This is a genomic window from Sphingobacterium tabacisoli (assembly GCF_017908035.1).
Taxonomy (GTDB): Bacteria; Bacteroidota; Bacteroidia; order Sphingobacteriales; family Sphingobacteriaceae; genus Sphingobacterium; species Sphingobacterium tabacisoli.
This window is the reverse complement of the sequence record NZ_JAEQMU010000001.1, coordinates 821,894-843,432: the sequence shown is the minus strand read 5'-3', so window position 1 is coordinate 843,432 and position 21,539 is coordinate 821,894. Positions and strand designations below refer to the sequence as shown.

14 protein-coding genes are annotated in these 21,539 nt (G+C 44.4%); 9 read left to right on the top strand and 5 right to left on the bottom strand.

Annotated features, from left to right (window positions below; all coding sequences use genetic code 11):
* Positions 1–72: 72 nt before the first annotated feature.
* From JKG64_RS03395 to JKG64_RS03375, 5 genes are all read right to left on the bottom strand, one after another.
* Positions 73–3,516, bottom strand: a complete 3,444-nt coding sequence (locus JKG64_RS03395; RefSeq protein ID WP_210352936.1) for a SusC/RagA family TonB-linked outer membrane protein — start codon at positions 3,514–3,516, stop codon at positions 73–75.
* A 93-nt stretch (positions 3,517–3,609) separates the two neighbouring features.
* Positions 3,610–4,428 (bottom strand): FecR family protein, encoded by an 819-nt coding sequence (locus tag JKG64_RS03390; protein ID WP_210352935.1) that lies wholly within the window; start codon positions 4,426–4,428, stop codon positions 3,610–3,612.
* A 66-nt stretch (positions 4,429–4,494) separates the two neighbouring features.
* On the bottom strand, positions 4,495–4,983 hold the full coding sequence (locus tag JKG64_RS03385; RefSeq protein ID WP_210352934.1) for an RNA polymerase sigma factor: 489 nt from the start codon (positions 4,981–4,983) through the stop codon (positions 4,495–4,497).
* Positions 4,984–5,109: 126 nt separating this feature from the next.
* Positions 5,110–5,883 (bottom strand): hypothetical protein, encoded by a 774-nt coding sequence (locus JKG64_RS03380; protein WP_210352933.1) that lies wholly within the window; start codon positions 5,881–5,883, stop codon positions 5,110–5,112.
* Positions 5,884–6,007: 124 nt separating this feature from the next.
* On the bottom strand, positions 6,008–6,553 hold the full coding sequence (locus JKG64_RS03375; protein WP_210352932.1) for a hypothetical protein: 546 nt from the start codon (positions 6,551–6,553) through the stop codon (positions 6,008–6,010).
* A 161-nt stretch (positions 6,554–6,714) separates the two neighbouring features.
* On the opposite strand from JKG64_RS03375, the gene JKG64_RS03370 reads away from it, so the two are divergent.
* The 9 genes from JKG64_RS03370 to JKG64_RS03330 all read left to right on the top strand — a co-directional run bounded on the left by JKG64_RS03370 (position 6,715) and on the right by JKG64_RS03330 (position 21,538).
* Positions 6,715–7,443, top strand: coding sequence for an SDR family oxidoreductase (locus tag JKG64_RS03370; RefSeq protein WP_210352931.1), 729 nt, complete (start codon positions 6,715–6,717; stop codon positions 7,441–7,443).
* 188 nt (positions 7,444–7,631) lie between these two features.
* Entirely contained in the window at positions 7,632–8,234 is a 603-nt protein-coding gene (locus tag JKG64_RS03365; RefSeq protein ID WP_210352930.1) for an RNA polymerase sigma-70 factor, read from the top strand.
* A gap of 146 nt (positions 8,235–8,380) precedes the next feature.
* Positions 8,381–9,550, top strand: coding sequence for a FecR family protein (locus tag JKG64_RS03360; protein ID WP_210352929.1), 1,170 nt, complete (start codon positions 8,381–8,383; stop codon positions 9,548–9,550).
* Positions 9,551–9,782: 232 nt separating this feature from the next.
* Complete coding sequence (locus JKG64_RS03355) at positions 9,783–13,172, top strand: TonB-dependent receptor (RefSeq protein WP_210352928.1); 3,390 nt, start codon at positions 9,783–9,785, stop codon at positions 13,170–13,172.
* A gap of 29 nt (positions 13,173–13,201) precedes the next feature.
* On the top strand, positions 13,202–14,845 hold the full coding sequence (locus tag JKG64_RS03350) for a RagB/SusD family nutrient uptake outer membrane protein (protein WP_210352927.1): 1,644 nt from the start codon (positions 13,202–13,204) through the stop codon (positions 14,843–14,845).
* A 23-nt stretch (positions 14,846–14,868) separates the two neighbouring features.
* Positions 14,869–16,281: a TlpA family protein disulfide reductase gene (locus JKG64_RS03345; RefSeq protein ID WP_210352926.1), complete on the top strand. Its 1,413-nt coding sequence runs from the start codon at positions 14,869–14,871 to the stop codon at positions 16,279–16,281.
* A 190-nt stretch (positions 16,282–16,471) separates the two neighbouring features.
* A complete protein-coding gene (locus JKG64_RS03340) occupies positions 16,472–17,077 on the top strand; it encodes an RNA polymerase sigma-70 factor (protein ID WP_210352925.1) in 606 nt (201 codons plus the stop codon).
* Positions 17,078–17,158: 81 nt separating this feature from the next.
* Positions 17,159–18,208 (top strand): FecR family protein, encoded by a 1,050-nt coding sequence (locus JKG64_RS03335; protein WP_210352924.1) that lies wholly within the window; start codon positions 17,159–17,161, stop codon positions 18,206–18,208.
* Positions 18,209–18,229: 21 nt separating this feature from the next.
* Complete coding sequence (locus JKG64_RS03330) at positions 18,230–21,538, top strand: SusC/RagA family TonB-linked outer membrane protein (protein ID WP_210352923.1); 3,309 nt, start codon at positions 18,230–18,232, stop codon at positions 21,536–21,538.
* Position 21,539: the final 1 nt, after the last annotated feature.

Here is a 21,539-nt window from a genome sequence, read left to right as displayed (position 1 = left end):
TGTCATCCGCCAGCTGGCGGACTATGGGTTTTTGTGCTTCGCTAAACATGAGTATTTTATATGTTGATTCGATTAGTAAGTGACTTTTATACCGAGTGTGAGTGTGCGTGCTACCGGATAGTTACCACCTGTATTATAGCCCGATGTCAGGATGTTGCTACTCGTTCCGTCTGGATTCCATCCCCTGAAATCGGTCTTCGTGAATATATTATTGCCAGAGAGATACACATTCATTTGAGTCAGTTTCAATTTCCGTAGCGCTTCTGCTGTAAAGGTATATCCTATACGTACGTTGCGTAAGCGCAGGTAATCGCCATTGTTACGCTCGACTACTGCCGAACTGCGTACCAGCTTGCGGCTATTGGAGAAGTTACCAAAATTAGGCTGCCCCAAGAATCCGTTCGGGTTGTTTTCCGGATGATATCTATTCTCAAAGTAGTAGGTCGTCGGCAGGGCAAAACCTTCACCTGCTTCCGTTAGTGAGGCCATATCGCCATCCATTAGCGTACGACCCGACAGACCATTGAAGTCAAAGGCTACATCAAAACCCTTGTAGAAGAACTCCGCTCCGAAACCATAAGTAAGCTTCGGTGCATAGCTGCCTTTCGAAGTCTTATCTCTTTCATCGATGATACCGTCGCCGTTCATATCTCTTACTCGATAGTCACCTAGCAGAGTGCCATCCATATGAGGCGTATTATCTATTTCTTCCTGCGTTTTGAAAACACCATCAAGCGTATAACCGTATATCTCTGCGATAGACCCACCTACTGCCGTCACAAAGTTCTGGTCCGTTCCAGTTGCGATCCTTTGCTGACCAGGGCCTAGTGCCAGTACTTTATTCTTGTAAGTGGTCAGGTTGGTATTGAAGCCGACGCGTACTCCGCCTATATAGAACCCTTTTCCGGATAACTGGGCTTCAAATCCCTGATTTTCCATCTCACCGATATTAGCCAGCACTGTATTATAGCCGGTCTGCTGTGGTACAGGTACGTTCAGCAACAGGTCGCGGGTATTCGTCTTGTAGTATGCAAACGAAGCATTGAGCTTGTTCCTGAAGAATCCCAGGTCAAGACCGATATTACGCGACGTCGCTATCTCCCATCCAAGATCAGCATTCGGTGCCGTGGTAGTCGTATAGCCCGGTGCGAGGTTGGCACCGTTCACGTAATTATCAAAGGTTACCAAAGCGTGCGAAGCATAGTTTCCGATTTGGTTATTACCTGTCTTTCCCCAGCTTCCCGCTATCTTGGCAAAAGAAATCGGTCCGCCTTTCGGGAAGAAATCTTCCTGTGAGAGTACCCATCCAAGCGATAGAGATGGGAAATTCCCCCAGCGGTTGTTCGCTCCAAAGCGCGAAGATCCATCGCGGCGGATGGCAGCTGATAAGAGGTAACGACCGGCATAATCGTATTGTAACCGCGATAGGTAGGACTCCAGCGTCCATGCATTGACATGTGGCTCGGCACGGAATGAACTCGCACCACCTATATTGCTGATATTATCATCCGCATAGCCAGTACCGATTACCTTGTTATAATCTACGCGTTCCTTTTGGAAAGTATGTCCCGCCAGAATATCAAAACTATGCTGTCCGGTCTTAAAGTTATAGTTCAGTGTGTTTTCGACCAGGTAGTTGAACATATTCTCGCGCACCTGATTGCCATCGGCATCCGGACGTGGTGCCGGTATCCGGTACGCTCCCAGGCTCATTGGATAATAGTGATCACTCTGATACGTATCATAGTCTCCGCCTAAGGTAAACCTATACGTAAGGCCTTCGATAATGCGGTAGTTGGCATAGATATTACCAAAAGTCTTAAATCTGCGCTTGGGACTCTGTACAAGCGTAGAGGTCGCCAACAGGTTTTCCACCGGTGTACCGTTGATCGCTACCCCCTCCAGCAGGCGCTGTTCCATCACGAGCTGTTCACTGATATTGAGGCTCCCATCTGCCTTATAGGGGCTGTAAAACGGAAACGACAAAGGCAGTAGGCCCAATGCACCATTGCTGCGGCTGGACTGATCCTGCGAATTCTGGTGTGTATAGCTTGGTTTGATATGGATGCCGAAATCAATTTTGTCACTCAGCTTGGTATTGAGATTGACCGATGCCGAATAGCGTTGCAGATCCGTGCCAATGACCACCCCTTTCTGGTCGAAGTAACCTAGAGAAGTATAGAACTTACTCTTCTCGCCCCCACCTTTGAAGGAGAGGTTGTAGTTAGAGATCGGTGCATTGCGAAAAGCGACATCCATCCAGTCGGTATTCGTAAGACCGGATTCGCCCCGCAGGTATGGATCTAGGTAATCCAAGCTTAGTTCCCTACCGTCTATATTCTTTCCGTTAATCTTTTTCGTAACGCGTACCGAATTGGGGTCTGAGGCACTTCTATTCGCGGGATCTTTGGAGACGTAGCCCCAATCTCTGGCTTCTTTGAGGAATTGTGCAAACTGATAAGCATCCACATATTTCACCCCCGAGGTCTGCTGTTGTACGCCATAGTAAGCATCAAAATCTACCGTAACCCGTTCCTGTCCTATTGCTCCCTGTTTGGTCGTTACTAGGATGACACCATTGGCCGCTCTAGAGCCATATATAGCCGCCGATGCGGCATCTTTTAGAATATTGATATCAGCAATATCATGCGGGTTGATGGAGTTTAATGTGCTTCCTTCGGTCAGCGGAAAACCATCAACTACGATGAGCGGATTGGCACCTGCTGTGAGGGTTCCTCTACCGCGGATTACAATATCACCGCCTGCTCCCGGCTGTCCGTTGGACTGATTGACCACCACACCGGCGACCTTGCCAGCCAGTTGCTGCTCGAAGCTCACCGAAGATACCTTATCGAGTTCTTCTGCCGAAATCTTGCTCACCGCACCCACTACCTTACTTCTCGCCTGTTGTCCATAACCGATGACCACCACTTCATCTAGCGACTGGTTGACTGCAGTCAGTACAATTTCCTTATAGCTTTCATTTCCGATTGCAATCCGGGCACCTTCGTACGCAAGGTGTGAGGCAAGCAGCAGGCGCTCGCCCGATGTCGGAATCGTAATCGTAAAACTACCATCGACTCCGGAACGTGTCTTATAGCCGCTGTTGAGAAATTCGACAGACACTCCCGCAATCGGCTTGCGATCTGTGTCCAGCACCTTCCCTTTTAGTATAGATTCCTGTTGTCCCGACTGGGATATTTTACGTACTGTAACTACATTTCCCTGAACGAGAAAGTCCAAGGGGAAGTATTTTCGGAAGAAAGAAAGTCCCTCTGCGAAACTCCTGAACTGCAGTCTACTCTTTTCAACCTGTAATCCCTGTAGGTCTGCGTCAGCAAAGAAAATCTGGTAACCAAATCTGCTACCCACCTCGCTCAGCGCTACACGTACAGTTACCGCTTGCGAGGCGTAGTTGCCCGCGATAGTTTTCGTTCCGGCCATCGCTGTACTGGTCTGTACGGATCCTAAGGCGGAAATCATTATAGCAAAAGCTATAAAACCATTTTTTTTCATAAATTTGAAATACTTAAGAATTGATTCATTAATTACTTGTGTGAATTGATTTTACTTATTACGGCACCGGTAACTGGTACTTACCGGTGTTTTCTATTTCAGTATTATTTCATGCTCATCCATATGCTGTATACTAAGGTCAAACGGAAATCCGATGATTTTTAGAATAGCGCGGAGGTCTCCGTTGAATGCACCGCTGACTTTTCTTGTTTTGAGTTCCTGTGGATATTTGATCGTCTTATGGTAGCGTTGCTCTAGATGAGCGATGACAGCGCTGAATTCCTCTCCCTGGAAACTAAACGTCTGCTGGGACGAAGCCATGAGGTAACATTGTTCACCCTCTTTCGCCGAGTATTCCCATACCTCGCCGGCTAGCAGGTACTGAGGTTCCCCGCCTTTCTGGACTTTAACTTTACCTTCAACCAGTTCCACCTTCTGCTCTGATGGCCTACTTGATAGGTAGAAGCTGGTGCCTAATACCTGTACCGAGAAATCAACGGCATCTATTACAAATGGCTTTTTCTTGTCCTTGGCCACATCAAAATAGGCGTGTCCGCCAAATTTTACCTGACGCATCTTTTCTCCGAAATCAGCGGAAACGACGAGTTTACTGTTTGCATCCAGATAGACCAGCGTGCCGTCCGGGAGTTGTGCCGTGTCGCGCTGTAGACCAGTTTGATAGACCAAAGGCGACGCCGTATCGATGGGGAGCCGGTTCCATTTTGTCAGTAACAATCCCAGAACGGGAATCAATATCAGGAGGCTGCTTATTTTTAATGCCCGCCGCTGTCTATGCTTTCTGAATCTACGGTCTATTCCCGTCCACATCCTATCGGATACATCTTCCGGAAGATGGTTTTCTTCCGCGGCTGTGGACTCCCAGATCTGTTTTGCGCTGTGCTTCTTTTCCATTGTATATCTAAGTATACGCAGGCCGGGGCAGTTCGTACACCCCCTGTTGGCAAACTTAACAGTAAGTTAATATGAACTGTTGGTTTTTAGGAAATCGAGGGCTTTCGTAATCTGCTTGGCAACCGCAGACTTGGATATTTTATGTTTAAGGGCAATCTCGCTATAGCTGAGCTCATCCACCACGCTCTGTAAAAAGATAGTCTTGCGGCGTTCAGGCAATATATCGACTAGAGACTGTATACCGGACAGACGATTATGTTTGTCTTCCTGCTCACTTTGGGATGGAGCGGTATCTTCGATATCATATCCTTCTTCCAGAAAAGTAAAATCAATTTTCTTCCTACGGTAGTAATTCGTCACCTCCTGTCTGGAAGCCTTAAAGATAATAGATTCCGGATTTTCATGCTTATGCAGTGCCTTCACATGCTTCCAGAGGTGTACAAATACTTCCTGAACAATATCCTCAACATCATCTGTGGCATCCACATACTTACTTATAAAGACGTACACCCGGCGGTGGTATCGTTCATAGACAGCATGGAAATAACTCCTCATAATACTTTAAATATTTAAACCCGCAGTCCGAAGGCACTACTGGCAAATGGACTCCGTGACAAATTTAGAAAGTACCGATGAAGATAAATATCGTCTATGGACGATTTAATAATTTGTTAATATGGGTTACTTGTCGAATATAGTCACCTTATAAAATTCGTGCTCATTTCCATCCTCCTTGTACTGGGTTACCAATCCAAAATAAAGTGTGAAGTCATCCGTCCAGAATTCCCGTTCGGTAACGCAGAGCCATTTCTTGGTCTTCTTTTCAAACAGTTCACCGAGTTCAATCACCTTACGGAACTTTTGCTTATCCTTCTTCTGGATAAAATGATAAAAACACTCCTGTCCTTCATAGACCTTGTTCAGGCGGTATCTGCCATTTGGTGAAGTCGTTGTTAGATCAGGATTACCTACTTCATAAGTTTCCTGCCCCGTTCCAAGATCAAAGCTTACATCAGTCGTATGTCCGCCCTCGCAAAGGAGGATATCTTCCGATGGAAAATAGGCCATGAAGCTGTATTCTTCAAACTCCTCTTTGTCACCGCTGCTCGTTCCGTTTCTGAAGTTTATCTTTTTGATACCCAGATAATCGCCATTGTCTTTAAATTCCAGAACTCCGGCCAGTTTCTTCTGTACCACCTCAAAATCCGTTATTTTTAAGATAGGCTTATTCACTTTAGCATACTCGCTGGCTACGGCATAATCTTCTGGACTTATTTTTTCAATCCGTACACTGATCCCCTGCGGTTCGGGCTGGATCGTATCTTTTGCTTCTACTTTGACAGGAACTGTCGCTAGGGTATCGGCGGTTACAGTAGGTGGCGTTTTTTTCTCCGGTGTTTGTCGACAGGATAAAAGTAGTAGCACAGCTATACAGCAGGTTAATAATTTTGACATAAGATACGTATTAGGGTCCGTGCAGTACACCTTCGCACTACATCGTGACAACCTCAAGCCAAAGCTGTGCCAAAATAGCCGGACTTGTTAACAATGTCGCGCTATGCTGGATTACAGGCCGATTTTAGCAGGAGTCGAGCGGCACATCTTGGTAGCGGATGCGATAGCTGTCCGTCTGCAGATCTTTATTGGCTTTCAGTTGTTTCAGTAGTTCATTCTGAAAAACAAGCTCTTCTTCCAGCAGCTTGTTCCAGTACAGCGGATTATCCGAAAAATTTTCATAGTAATCCAAAGTATCAATAATCTCCAGTAGCAGTCCGATGACGGCATTTGCTTCGTCTGCAGATGTTGCATATTCAAAAGCATTCAGGACGAAAAGCTCCAGCTGTTCGAGTTCCTCATAATCATCAGCATACACGTCGACCTCCTTATTACTCCTCTCTATAGCCTGTTGGTATTGCTGTAACCGACCATTAACGATGTCTTCGATCAGCTCTTCTTGCTTCACCGCTATAGGTATATACTGCTGTACTATGCGCACAAAATCAGGGAGTAAAAAGAAGAATTTAAGTCCTGCGATCTTTAAGTCACGGAGCTGCTTGGCAGAAGCATAGGGTATACCAAGACGGAGGCGCTCCGTATGCGCAGTAATATGTTGTACAATATCCATAGTATGTCTTCGTTAAGGAACAATAGTACCCACAAAGCTATATAAAATCGTTCACAGACACAGGTAGATCATCCCTTTATTAATTCTCACAATCCGCAATTATCGGATTTTTCTCCTCCTTGTATCCCCGTAGATTTACACATCAAATTAAATATAACGATATGGAGATTTTTAAAGATCGTGTTATTCTTATTACCGGAGCCAACAGAGGGATCGGTCAGTCACTGGTAAAAGCCTTGTTGGAAAATGGTGTAAAGAAAATTTACGCTACCTGCCGGGATGTGGCGCAACTCCCCGACTTCGATGACAGGCGTGTGATTCCCATGAGGCTCGACATTACCCGTCCAGAGCATATACAGAATGCCGTCAGGGACACGTCTGATACAGAAATATTAATTAATAATGCCGGAGTTCTTCACGGCGGTACCATTCTAGAAGGCGACGTTGTAGGTATGGAATACGACATGAAAGTCAATTACTTCGGTACCATCAGTATGATGCGTGCCTATGCACCGCTTCTCGAGGCAAATCAGCCCGGATATATCATCAATATCGTATCTATTGCGGCGTATTCTCCCCTGCCCACTATAGCGGGATATGCAGCTTCCAAGGCTGCACTATTTTCGGCTACGCTGTCTGTACGGATAGAACTGGCAAAGAAAGGTATCACTGTACATGCCGTTAATCCTGGAGCTATCGATACGGATATGAATAAAGGAAGCGATTGGGAAATGCCCAGCCCTGATAGTGTTGCCATAAAGATACTTGAACGTGTGGCCACCGGAGAATTGGACATCGTCCCGGACGATATCGGGCAGCATATGTACAGCGCGTGGAAAGAAGAACCCGCCCGGCTGGCCAAAATATTCTCGGACATCTACCATGGATAAGTATTCGTGATGGCAAGCAAAGGAAGCCTGCCCTGAATAATTCAGGGCCTTCCAGATTCTTTATTACTCCGATAACTTCATAACTTTCCTACCATCCTCACCTTCTAATAGCACCAATAAAAAAAAGTTTTATGAATATTTTAACCAAATAATTTCTATTATTGGCTGTTTGTACATTTCAACAGATAATGAGCCAAAGAACATCCTCTACTTTATTGAGCAACGAAGACCAATTACTCGCCCGTGTAGCGAGTGGAGATCAGCATGCTTTCAAAGAGGTATATGAGTTTTATTTTTCCAGAACGTATAACTTTGCTTTCTATGTCCTTCACGATAGAGAGGCCGCTCAGGAGATTGTACAGGAGGTCATGTTACATATATGGCAGATGGGGCCGCAGTTGACAGGCATCCGCAGTTTAGAAGCCTACCTAAAGACCCTCGCAAAACGTAAGGCCATAGATCAACTGAGACGTATTGCCCTTGAGCGAAAAATAAGCACAGATCAGGGACTGCAATGGCAAGATAGCCATAATGACACTGTAGAAGGTATAATCCTGAAAAACACTCGGGCTATTCTTGAGCGCGGTATAGCACAATTACCCCCACAGCAAAAAGCAGTATATCAATTGTGCCAGCAGCAAGGTTTAAAATATGAGGAGGCCGCCCAACGACTGAATATTGCTCCGGCAACAGTACATCGGCATATGAAATTGGCCTTAAAATCTTTACGCCTTTACGTAAGTCAGCACACCAACATCACCATATTACTTATTATTCTTCGATTATTTTGAAAAAAAATAATCACCTGACAAACAACTATTTAATAGTTATTTAAAAACTCAATTGCCCCTCTCTACCATCCTCATACGACTTGTATATAAAGGAGATCTTATGCCCGCTAACCGGCAGAACCTCCACTAATCAAATATTGCATACAATGAATAAACAATATATAAACCACCTCTATAAACAGTACCAATCCGGCAAACTGACCGAGCAGGAGCAAAAAGACTGGCACCGATTTGTCACCGACAGCGGACAGGACCAAGCTCTACTAGACCTCATCGATGCAGATTGGTACCGTACCGATAGCAACGTAATGCCCCTGAGCCGGCAGATGCAAGAAGATATCTTTCAAGATATCATCAAACAGCCTCAGATCGCCCCCTCTCCACGAAGAATCATATCGTGGAGCCGTATAGCAGTCGCGGCCAGTATAGTTGGTCTGTTCACGATAATGGGGTTATATTTATACAAATCCCAGCCGGTCGACAGCCCCCTATCGCTAGAATCACATGATATTGTCCCAGGAAAGGCCGGTGCCACACTCACTATGGCAGACGGTACGATCATTAACCTCAGTGATGCTGCTACGGGCGAATTGGCACAGCAATCTGGCTTGCGCATCACCAAGGATTCTACCGGGCAGCTTAGCTACGAAATAGCGGATGCCACGGGACATATCCACCCCATGCTCAACAATGTACGCACCTCCAAAGGAGAGAGCTACCGAATCCGTCTGCCCGATGGATCCCTTATCTCTTTAAATGCTTCCTCCAGTATACACTTTACAACACCCTTGATACAACATGGCAGACGTACTGTCCGACTAGAAGGTGAAGGCTATTTTGAGATTGCCAAAGATAGCGACCATCCCTTTATCGTAGAGACCGACCAACAGAAAGTACAGGTACTGGGCACCCATTTCAATATCACAGCCTACCCCGACCAAAAGATAACCAAAACGACCTTACTGGAAGGATCGATCGATATTACGGCCTTTGGTCAGGCACAACGCTTGAAGCCCGGACAGCAGGCAATCTTGAAAGACAACAACCTTCAAGTCCAGAACATAGCCGCCCCTCAGCAGAGCGTCGCTTGGAAAAATGAAGAGTTTGTTTTCGACAATACCTCCCTAGAGGACATTATGACGCAGATCAGCCGCTGGTACAATGTGGATATAAGCTACAGTCCTCAAGTTATCGACCCCGGCTTTGGTGGTTCTATTTCGAGATCCAGGCCTATAGAAGAAGTATTACGTGCTTTAGAAAAAACAGAAGGTGTTCACTTTAAGATTCAAGGAAGGAGGATATTGGTTATGCCGTAGCGAATGAAGATGGACGACCAATAAAAAACGGAAGCGCGCCAACGCTCCCGTTCCACAAAGTCCTCCATTTAAAAAAATTGTGTCGAGACAATAATTATTAATGAACGAACCCGCGACGTGCCCCCAAAAAACAATAGCACGCCGTGGTAAAACCACTAACCAAATGTACAAAAAAATACTAACCCATAGCGGGATTGTGCCCCAATGCCATTCCCCTATTAACAAATGGATTATGCGAGTCAATCTCACCTGTCTCATGCTCATAACGCTCTTTACACAGATGGCGTTATCTTCAAACGGACAGAACATTACGCTCCATACAACCGGAAGCGAAATATCGGCTATTTTCAAAGTATTAAAAAAACAAAGCGGTTACGATTTTATCTATACCGATAGACTTATCCGTCAGGCCAACCATGTCGCTATCAACGCGACCAAGGTTCCCTTCCGGGATGTATTAGATATCTGCTTTAGAGACCAACCTTTCACCTACGTAATCGAAAACAATATGGTGATTGTTGTTCCACTTAAAAACAATACCAATTCTGTACCTCCTCGGGCAATCAGCGGACGTGTAGTAGACCAAAACGGTCAGCCCTTGGCAAATGCTTCTGTCAAAACAAAAAGCGACAACAAAGGGACATCGACCAATGAAAAAGGCGAGTTTACACTTCAGAATATAGACGGAGATGCTACCCTGATCGTCAGCTATCTAGGATATCAAACCAAGGAAGTTTTTCTCAAGGCTTCGGAGCATAGCATTGCAATTAGCCTTAGTCAGTCTGTAAGCGAGCTTACAGAAAGTGTAGTGATCGGTTATGGTACTGCAGACAAGATAACCTACACCGGTTCCGTAGCCAGCGTAGGAGCAAAAGATATTGTTAAAAATGGAACCCCAAATATCACTGATGCTCTCGTAGGACGTATTCCTGGTCTCACAGTAACACGTGGTAGTGGCAATGTACCAGGCAGTAGCGCCAGCTTTAATGTCCGCGGTATGAATACGATTAATGATGGTTTCCACAAAAACACTCCCTTAATCATTATCGATGGAATGCAACGCAATTTCTCATCAGGCAACACCGAAACCGACGTTTTTGCGGCATTGGACCCCAATGATATCGAAAGCATATCCGTATTAAAAGACGCATCTGCAGCGGCAGTATATGGAGCCCGTGCTGCCAATGGCGTAATATTGATTACCACAAAACGCGGTAAAGATGCCAAACCAACACTGAGCTACAACTTTCTCTATGGTATAGATCGGCCTACACGCATGCCGAAGCCGCTCAACTCCTGGGACTGGGCGACACTCTATAATGAAGCACTCCGTAACGATTCAAAAGATGCCAATGGCAATTTACCAGCGAGCTACAAACCGATCTATTCCGACGAAGATATTCAAAAATTCAGAGATGGATCAGATCCAGATCATTTTGCCAATACCAATTGGATAAACGAGGTAATGAATCCTACCGCGCAGCAACAACAGCATAGCCTCTCCTTGCGAGGAGGTAGCAAGGCAATCAATTATTTTGTTTCCTTAGGTCATGTCAATCAAGGGGGATTCATTGATGATTACAAATTCAAGCGTTACAACCTCCGTTCTAATATCGATGCCGATGTGACCAGTACCCTACGGGTGTCCGTAGATTTTGCAGGCACACTTGCCGAGACCTCCAGCCCTCCGGGGTATTCTTACACCATCTTCGGTGACATGCTCAAAGCTTCACCAATATACCCCAATCGCTTTCAGAGTGATCCAACACGTTATGGAGTGGTCACTGGAGCGAATGACCGCTATAACCCCTACCTCGCGACGCAAACTGGATACGACCGCAATCAAAACACCTCCCTATTCAGTACACTAAGTGCCGTACAGCAGATTCCATTTGTAGAAGGCCTATCCGTCAAAGGAATTGTCTCTTTCAACAAAGCCTTTGACGATTCGAAAAACTGGAACAAAAACTACATCTTGTTTACAGATGACGGGCTTTACTACAAAGAAGACACCTTCAGCGGCGCTTATCTTTCCGAGTCTGGAGATCGTTTCCAAAGTTTGACCAGCGAACTACATTTGAGCTATACGCATACATTCGGCAATCATGATGTTAAGGGCTTACTCTTATTTACCCAATCCAAGGATTACACCCGTAATCTGAATGCTTCACGCAATACGTTTCTATCGACAACCATTGACGAACTCTTTGCTGGAGAAGTTGACAATCAAAGAATACTAAACTCTTTTGAAGAGTCTGCACGACGGGGTTTCGTAGGGCGATTTAATTATAGCTACGCCAGGAAATATCTATTAGAAGCCAGTTTCCGCTATGATGGATCATCCAACTTCCCTAAGAATGGCCGTTGGGGATTCTTCCCTTCATTTGCAGGAGGATGGAACATCTCTGAAGAATCTTTTATCAAAAACAATGATGCGTTTTCTTTTATCAATCTACTCAAGCTCCGTGGGTCTTGGGGACAGCTGGGGAATGACCGTATCTACACCACTTTTGCTTTCCTGAATCAGTTCAATGTCAGTAATACTAAGACAACCATGGGCGATAAACTTTCTACTATAATCCAACCCAGCGCACTTGCCAACCCAGATATCACTTGGGAAAAAGCCACCACGACCAACGTTGGCCTCGAAGCACAGCTATGGAAAGGGCTACTAGGGATCGAAGCCGATTACTTTAAAAAGCGCACGACCGATATCCTAGCTCAACCTACACTAGCCTTTCCTTGGACTTTTGGTGCATCCTTACCGTTGATGAACAATTCTATCGTTCGTAACGAAGGCTTTGAAATTGCTTTAAGCCACCGGTCGCAGTTTGGAGGTTTCAAATATAGTATCAGGCCCAATATCGGTTATTCGAAAAGTAAAATTGAATATATGCCCGAAAACCAAGCCAACATTAATATCAGAAAATCTGGCTATACACAGGACTATTGGGGATTTGGCTACCAAGCTCTAGGTTTGTTCCAGTCGTACGAAGAGATACAAAACAGTCCGAAACAAACATTTGGTAATGTACAGCCTGGAGATATCAAATATGCTGACATTAATGGTCCCGATGGTGTACCAGACGGTAAGATCGATGCTTACGACCGAGCACGTATCGGCGATTCGAGCACACCAAAGATCACCTATGGTATTTCTGCTGATTTCAGCTACAAAGCTTTCGATATGACATTCCTTTTTCAAGGTGCCGCCAAGTCTTCCCTTAATCTGGCTGGTGATCCAGGATGGGCATTCGCTAGTCAACTGTTAGTATTGGGCAGTGCTTATGAGCACCACCTTGACCGATGGACACCCGAAAATACAGATGCCAGTTACCCACGTATGTTCTATACCAGCAACAATAATAAATCGTCCTCTACCTATTGGTTAAAGAACGGTAATTACCTGCGTTTGAAAAACCTGGCTATTGGATATACCGTTCCAACGGAAATCGCTTCCAAAATTAAGCTGAGCTACCTACGTGTTTTTGCTAGTGCTACCAACCTGTTCACCTGGGATAGTGTCAAGTTTTATGATCCTGAGTTGCGTTCTGGATTCAGTAGTGGTGCTTATTATCCTTTGCAACAAACCTTTAATATGGGTGTCAATATCAATTTTTAGTACCACATCCTTTATCAAAAAGTCATAACATGAAAAAGATATTATACATAGCACTGCTCAGCAGTCTCACTTATACCGGTTGTTCCAGTGATTTCCTGGATCTAAAACCTGCATCCTATTCAGAGGAAAATCTCTTTAGCGATATCGCCTTATCAGAAGGTTTTATCAATTCGCTCTATTCGGCTATGCCCATGGATGTTGGTAATTATCCTTTAAATCTTAATGCCGCTTCGGACGAAGCAAAAACGACTAATCCGGTTGCTACAGCCAACACCATTATCCGAGGCGACTACAGCCCAAGTTCCAACATTATGAATCGCTGGCAAGGTGGCTACAAAGCTATCCGCAGTGCCAACCTATTCTTAGATAATAGCCATAAGCTACCTGCAGGAACCGAGCGGGACCGCTTGACTGGCGAAGCTCACTTTATGCGGGCTTATTACTACCATATTCTGCTCAAACACTATGGAGGGAAAGGCTTAGGACTCCCCCTTATTCTCAAACCACAGCAGATTACCGACGAAATCTATATCGACCGCAGCAGTTACGAAGAGACATTAGCGGCTATAGTCAAAGATCTAGATCAAGCCATTGCCTTGCTACCTATCCCAGCTAAGACAGTTTCGGGCCGAGCTTCCAAAGGAGCCGCCATGGCGCTCAAAGTACGTGTATTACTCTATGCGGCCAGCCCTATGAACAATCCTACCGATGATAAGAGCAAATGGCAGGCCACTGCCGATGCGGCCAAAGATTTGATAACCAAAAACTACTACAGCCTGCATGATGACTACAGCCGACTTTTCCTCGAAAAGAACAAAGAAATGATTTTCTACAAATCATTTACACTCGGGGCAGCAGAAGCTAGCTTACTGGATTATAATATCCAGCCTACCACTACCGGTGGACGTGGTTGCTCAGCACCTACACAGGAAGCAGTAGATGCCTATGAAGTGGTCAATGAGGCCGGTGGCATCAAAACCGCTGTATCATTCGACTGGTCCAACCCAGCACATGCTGCCGCCCCCTATGCGCATCGGGATCCAAGGTTCTACGCCTCGGTATTATACGACGGTGCTACCTGGTCTGATGGCAAGGGAGGTTCCCGCCAGCTCGATCTCAAAGACGGCGGACTGGACCGGACTATGACACCTGAAAATGCGACCAAAACTGGTTACTATCTACGTAAATACATGAATTTTGATTTCTTTCCACAGTTTCGTATAGACGGGATGGTACTCAGTATGCAACCTTATGCCGAGATACGCTATGGTGAGGTATTGCTCAATTATGCCGAGGCACTTTTAAAACTAGGGCAGGAAGACGAAGCACGTACCTATGTCAATATGATCCGTGGGCGCAAAGGTGTAGAAATGCCCGCTATCCCTGTCGGGCAATTGACCTGGGATCGTTATGTCAACGAACGTCGTGTTGAACTAGCTTTCGAACAGCATCGTTTCTGGGATGCTAAACGCTGGAACATAGCAGAGAATGTTTTCAGATCCGTAAAAGGTATATCGATCAAAGAAGTAAACGGTAGCAAAACATATACGCCTGTCCTTATCGAGAATAGGACATACACTACTAAAATGGATATTTTTCCAATCCCACAGACCGAGCTTGACCAATATCGCGCTGTTATCCCTGGCTTCAAACAGAATCCAGGCTGGGAATAATAGCTCGCTTAAATCTTATATCGATGAAACAAATTATAAAATTAATCATAATAGGAACCTTGCTGCTCACGCAGCAAGGTTATGCACAAAAGCAAACGCTGATAAAGGGACATATAGCCAATCGTACCTCGGACACCTTGGTGTTCGGCACAGAGAGCCCTGCTTATTTCTTTGACGAATTCAAAAGCAATATTCCCGTTGACAAAGATGGCAATTTTGAAATCAAATTACCCCTTCGGTCCATCCCTTTACAATTCACCCTGTATGCAGGGGCTAATGCGGCTTTAAAAGAATTGTTTGTTGAACCCGGGCAGGAACTCCTCATCACTTTTGATATCAATAGTCCTGACGCCGTAATTTTCAAAAGCAAAGACAAGTCTGCACAAAACAACCATGTAGGACGGGGTTATGAGAGTAAACTTAAATCTCGCGATTTTATCAACTCATTGCTGACCGACAGTACACTCACTCCCCTGCAGTTTGGTCGTATTATTGATCAGACGGCAACTGAGGAGCTCGAATACTGGGAAAACCAAAAAAACAAGATAAGTCCAGCTTACTGCCAAAATCGCCGCATCCAGATCATTGCGCTTCAGGCTACACAAAAAAATGCCTATGCCCAACAATATGCCAATCGTCACAAAACAGAAGCAATCCCGGCATCCTATTGGGACTTCCTGAGACAGCTACCTACACTAGAAGCTACAGATCTCAGTAACATGGAGACCTGGCGATTGATCAGCTTACAGATACAGCACGCACAAGCTGGCGATCCACTACTACGGAAACGGATGTCTGCGAGCGAGCAGATGCGTATTGCGGACACCATTTTCAATGGTGCTGTACGCGAGTTTGCTATAGCCGATGTCATACGGATGACCCTACTCCGCGAAAAGGATGCCAATAGGATGGCTGAACTGATGGCTCTATACCATAGCCTCAGTGAAATTAAAACCTACGCCCCATTCCTTGAAACGAGTTATGCGGTATTTCAGACCCTAACCGTGGGTAAGCCTGCGCCCGATTTTGCACTTACAGGTGCAGATGGGAAGATATACCAACTCAGTGACTTCAAAGGCAAGGTAATTTATCTAGACTTCTGGGCGAGCTGGTGTAGCCCATGCCGCTATGAAATGAAGAACCATGCGGCACAGCTGCATGAAAAATTTAAAGGTAAGGACGTCGTATTCCTATTTGTCAGCATGGATGATCATGTAGACAAGTGGAAAAAAGCCATTGAAGAAGACCAGATCGAAGGTGTACATGTCCTATCCCCGGATGGGAATAGAGGTAGCTTTGCAAAACGCTATAATATTTCCGGTATTCCCCGTTATATGGTCATCGACCGAGCAGGAATTATGCATGAGAACAATGCGCCAAGACCAAGTCAGCAGGAGACGGTAGAACTGCTCAATAAAGTATTGTCTAAATCCTAACAGATACAATTATCAGAGTCTTTATAATAAAAACAGCCCTCGATCATCTCGAGGGCTGTTCCAAAAGCTGGATATCCTCATCCCCATTACTCAATACTCAATACTAAAAGTAATCCTCGGTTTTGAAAAAACAAGCAGAAGCACACATGATTTTGTAATAGAATGCTGTTTTATTACATTTGGCTCTGTTATGAAACCAAGCGACAAAGATCCAACTTCCGATTTCACAGATAAAGAGCTAATTCTAAAAGTCAGAACGGGTGATTTGTCTGCATTTGAAGTACTCTATCAGCGTTACTCGATTCAGATGTACCGACAGGCATTTGCTATTTTTCAAGACGAAGATGAAGCTAAAGATGTTACACAGGAATTGTTTATGAATTTCTGGAATAGGATAAAAGATATTCAGCTCGACTCCGACTCCATTTTTGCTTACCTATTCACTGCAAATAAAAATATCGTATTCAAAAAGCTTGAAAAAGCTAAGCTTAAGGAGAAGCATCAAGATTATCTCTACCAAAGCTTTCAAGAACTGGATTACGCGACCCTCGATCAGCTAAACTACTCTGAACTCAAGGAGAAATTAGATCAGGCCATTGCCGGCCTACCTTCAAAAATGAAGATGATCTTTCAATTAAGCAGAGAGGAACACCTTACACACAAAGAAATTGCCGAGCGACTCCATATTTCGGACAAAACGGTCAAAAAACAAATCAACAACGCTATCAAAATCTTAAAAAAAGATCTTCATATCGACTCTACGATGCTTGTTGTGCTATTATTGATACTGATTTAAAAAAAATATTTTTTTTTCTACTACCTCCCCCCATCTCGACGGTTTATATATATAAAGACCGTTAAATCTATATAATTTTGAATGAATAAGATCTTTCCTAGATTATTTAAGAAATACAATCAAAATCAGCTTCCTCCAAAAGAAAGGGATCTGATCGACCATTGGTATCACGATACAACCCACGCGCCAGCCTCAGCACCTAATGAAATCAAAACGCAGCGAGAGGTATGGAGTAAACTACTGTTAGAAATACAGCCTCAACCTAAAGTCCGCAAATTACTCCTATGGCATTGGGCTGCCGCCGCAGTTATATTTGTCGGCATAGCCACGACTTTATACCTGGTCTCCGTTGATAATCCTAAACCATTGGACCTTGCTAGCGTGGCGCCTGCTCATCCGCAGGCTATTCTAGTCAATGCAGACAATAGAGATGCGGAGATATTACTCACCGACAAGAGTCAACTTCAAGGCATCGTCAACAACAAAGAATTGGACACCATCGAGCTGCTTGCCCCTAAAGGAGCATCCTTTGATATCACGCTTCCTGACGGCACCATTGTTTACTTAAATTCCGATTCCAGAATACGATATCCAAAAAAATTCAACGGTACACAACGGCAAGTGACGCTTGAGGGAGAAGCCTATTTTGAAGTAGCACATCAAAAGGAAAAGCCATTTATCGTACGTACCGATAAAGCAAATATCACCGTCCTGGGCACTAAATTTAATGTTCGCGCCTATGCAAGTAATGAAGATAATTCCATTTCACTATTAGAAGGGTCTGTAAAACTGCATAATCAGTTTACAACAACGCTTTTAAAACCCGGAGAAATGGCTAACATTCAAAAAGACGCACAGGTTATCCCTATTACGAATATAGGCGATGAGGATCCGGTAGCCTGGAAAAATGGCTATTTCAACTTTAATAATAAGCCAATTTCAGAATTGTGCGAAGAACTTGCCAGATGGTACAATGTCCAGTTCGATCTTACACTATTGAAAAAAGACATCAAGCTACACGGTACTATCTCGCGTCATCAATCTTTATTAAAAGTACTCGAGCAGCTATCGTCCACAGAAGAAATAAAGTTTGAAACCAGTGGTCAACAGATTATTATAAAAAACAACTAACTCAATTTAAATAACAAAAGGATGAAAAAAAGAATAAGCTTATTGCTCCTATTAGGAGCAATGAACGGCTATTGCTTGGACTTGTGGGCGCAAGAAGTCAAACTTCAAGAGCATAAGAGTAGCCTGAAAGAGGTCTTACGCAAGATCGAGCAACAGACCAAACTTTCCTTTCTGTACAGTAGCAATACGATAGACCTGGCCAAGCCGGTATCTATTCAGGTTGATAATAAAAATGTACAAGAGGTACTCTCCCAAATCTTTCAGGACCAACCAATCACCTACAGTATTAAAGATGGTATCGTGTCGCTCAAGGTCAAAACACAAGAACAAGACAAAGGAATAATGATTGAAGTTCGTGACGAAATGACCAACTACTTACTTCCCGGAGCCACTGTTAAGCTATCCAATGGAATGAGTTTCCTTACAAACAGCAATGGTTTAGCCTTTCTACCACAATCCGGCGCGGCTGCAACAGTCACCATATCAAGTATAGGTTATACTTCGACCACCCTTAAAATTGATAACACGCAGAAGAAATACGTTGTCAAGCTAGTCACACAAAACAATCAGTTGTCCGAAGTTGTGGTCAATAGTGGTATCATCAATCGTAAAAAAGATTCTTTCACTGGAGCTACAGCTACCCTATCAGGCGAAGATCTAAAGCGTGTAGGCAATATGAATATCCTCGAAAGCATCAGATCGTTAGACCCATCAATCGTTATTCCTGAGAACATAAATCTAGGGGCCAACCCCAATGCACTGCCACAGATCGAGCTACGTGGGCAATCGAGCGTATCCCTCAATGACGTAAAAGATAGATTCTCGGCCGATCCCAATCAGCCTCTAATTATACTTAATGGATTTCAGACCACCCTACAAAAATTAGCCGATCTAGATCTCAATAGAGTAGCCAGTATCAGCATATTAAAAGATGCCGCTTCTACCGCTATCTATGGTGCCCAGGCGGCCAATGGGGTCATTGTCATTGAAACCCTTAAGCCAAAAGGCGGAAAGGTTAACATCTCCTATACCACCGATATGCGCGTACAGGCCTACGACCTAAGCAGCTATAACCTAATGAATGCTGCAGAAAAACTGGAATTCGAAAAAAAATCCGGTCGTTTCACCCGTAACTACAAAGATTACGATCCTACCAAAGGCAACTTATTACTGTTAGACAGTCTTTACAATGAGCGCCTTAAAAATGTTAATGCAGGGGTGAATACCTATTGGATCGACAAACCACTTCGTACCGGCTTCACCAATAAACATTCCCTATACGCAGATGGCGGATCAGATATCTTCCAATACGGTGTAGGTACCAATTATCAGAAGATACACGGTATCATGCAGGGTTCCGATCGAGAGGCATGGGGTGGTAATATAGACCTCACCTATCGTAACAATAAAGTAAACATCAGCAACCAACTTTATATCTCAGGCAATAAATCTAGCGAATCCCCTTATGGATCCTTTAGTCAATATGCTCAATTAAATCCCTACTGGAAGTACGACTGGGATCAAAACAGCATCCCCAAATACATTGAAGTCAGCGCCTTAGATTACCGAAACGTGAGCTACAATAGAATCACTAATCCATTCTACAATGCCTCGCTCAATTCTTATGACCACAGCAATGAGCTTGGGATTATCAACAACCTAGCTTTAAACTACGATATCCTACCCGAACTACGGTTTACAACCACTTTCCAATTGGGAAGGAACATCATGAATATGGCCAAGTTCACCGCACCTCAAAACACCCAATTTGATGACACCCCTCTTTACGAGAAAGGATCGTATATCGATGGTCGTCAGGAATCAAACAACTATCAACTAAATGCCATGTTCAGCTATAATAAGGTTTTTGCCGAAAAACACGTTATTACAGCCAATGCAAGAGCCGAGGCCTATCACAATTACAATACCTTCTACCAGTCTGAGGTAGTCGGATTTCCCGAAGGCGTAAAAGGGCTCCCTTCTTTTGCTTTCCAGCAAAAGCCGAATAGCAAAGCCCAGTATGAGGAATCGACTGTTCGACGTGCCAACATGTTGCTCAGTGCCAACTATGTATATGACAACCGTTATCTTTTTGATGCTACCTATCGTCTAGACGGATCTACAGCCTTTGGTTCGGAGAAGACCTTCTCTCCTTTTTGGTCCTTTGGCGCAGGTGCAAACCTGCACAATGAAGCCTTCCTACGAGACTTAAGCTGGATAAACCAATTGCGCGTCCGGGGTAACATCGGCTATACCGGTAATCAGAACTTCGGTTCTTTTCAATCCACCACAGTATATGCATTTGATGGTGCCAGTAATATTTTTGGTCAGGGTTATTACGTAGATCAGCTGGGTAATCCGCGTTTAGCCTGGCAGAAGACCTTACAGACCAGTGTAGGTATAGATTTAACAGCCTTAAACAATAGATTATCCCTCACGTTAAATGGCTACAATAAAGATACAGACCCATTGGTCGTTGCGCTCAACCTGCCTACTTCAACCGGTGCCAACATGTATCCTGAAAATATCGGAACGCTCAATACAAAAGGAATAGAGGTAATCGCTCGATACACAGCTATTAAAAATACAGAGAAAGACATCGACTGGACCTTGGGCATTCAAAACAACATGTACAAAGCCCAATACGCAAAATTTGGCACTTCTACCGCCAATCTGAATGATTACCTCCACCAGGAGAAGTCGCTGCAGCGGTATACTGATGGCAATAGTCCCTATGATATATGGGCCATACAGTCGCTTGGCATTAACCCTACCAACGGACGAGAAGTCTTTCTAAAGAAAGACGGCAATTATACCTTCGACTACGATTATAACGACGTCGTAAAATCGGGATCAACACGTCCCATTAGCGAAGGAGTATTCAGTTCACAACTCCGCATTTCTGGTTTTCAAATGGGGATGTACATCCGCTACAAATTAGGTGGTCATGTATTCAATACTGCATTATATAATAAAGTAGAAAACATTGCCGAAGATCAATTAGATTACAACCAAGATCGCAGAGCGTTGCACGACCGCTGGCAGGCCCCGGGCGATATGGCCTTGTACAAAAGTATAGCCACCCAAAGCTTTACACCGATGTCTTCACGATTCATACAAAAAGAGAATGTACTATCTGGTGAATCTTTTAGCCTAGGCTATGAATTTCGCAAGCAGCAGCACAGCTGGCTTTCAAGCTGTGGCTTACAAAGCTTAAGATGCACCGCCTATGCGAATGATATTTTCCGGTTGTCCAGTGTGCGTACAGAAAGAGGACTAGATTATCCCTTTGCACGCAATATTTCATTTACTATCAATGTAACCTTCTAAC

Coding starts and splice junctions, on each gene's coding strand:
- JKG64_RS03395 (WP_210352936.1), bottom strand. CDS start 3,516: ATGAAAAAAAATGGTTTTATAGCTTTTGCTATAATGATTTCCGCCTTA.
- JKG64_RS03390 (WP_210352935.1), bottom strand. CDS start 4,428: ATGGAAAAGAAGCACAGCGCAAAACAGATCTGGGAGTCCACAGCCGCG.
- JKG64_RS03385 (WP_210352934.1), bottom strand. CDS start 4,983: ATGAGGAGTTATTTCCATGCTGTCTATGAACGATACCACCGCCGGGTG.
- JKG64_RS03380 (WP_210352933.1), bottom strand. CDS start 5,883: ATGTCAAAATTATTAACCTGCTGTATAGCTGTGCTACTACTTTTATCC.
- JKG64_RS03375 (WP_210352932.1), bottom strand. CDS start 6,553: ATGGATATTGTACAACATATTACTGCGCATACGGAGCGCCTCCGTCTT.
- JKG64_RS03370 (WP_210352931.1), top strand. CDS start 6,715: ATGGAGATTTTTAAAGATCGTGTTATTCTTATTACCGGAGCCAACAGA.
- JKG64_RS03365 (WP_210352930.1), top strand. CDS start 7,632: ATGAGCCAAAGAACATCCTCTACTTTATTGAGCAACGAAGACCAATTA.
- JKG64_RS03360 (WP_210352929.1), top strand. CDS start 8,381: ATGAATAAACAATATATAAACCACCTCTATAAACAGTACCAATCCGGC.
- JKG64_RS03355 (WP_210352928.1), top strand. CDS start 9,783: ATGCGAGTCAATCTCACCTGTCTCATGCTCATAACGCTCTTTACACAG.
- JKG64_RS03350 (WP_210352927.1), top strand. CDS start 13,202: ATGAAAAAGATATTATACATAGCACTGCTCAGCAGTCTCACTTATACC.
- JKG64_RS03345 (WP_210352926.1), top strand. CDS start 14,869: ATGAAACAAATTATAAAATTAATCATAATAGGAACCTTGCTGCTCACG.
- JKG64_RS03340 (WP_210352925.1), top strand. CDS start 16,472: ATGAAACCAAGCGACAAAGATCCAACTTCCGATTTCACAGATAAAGAG.
- JKG64_RS03335 (WP_210352924.1), top strand. CDS start 17,159: ATGAATAAGATCTTTCCTAGATTATTTAAGAAATACAATCAAAATCAG.
- JKG64_RS03330 (WP_210352923.1), top strand. CDS start 18,230: ATGAAAAAAAGAATAAGCTTATTGCTCCTATTAGGAGCAATGAACGGC.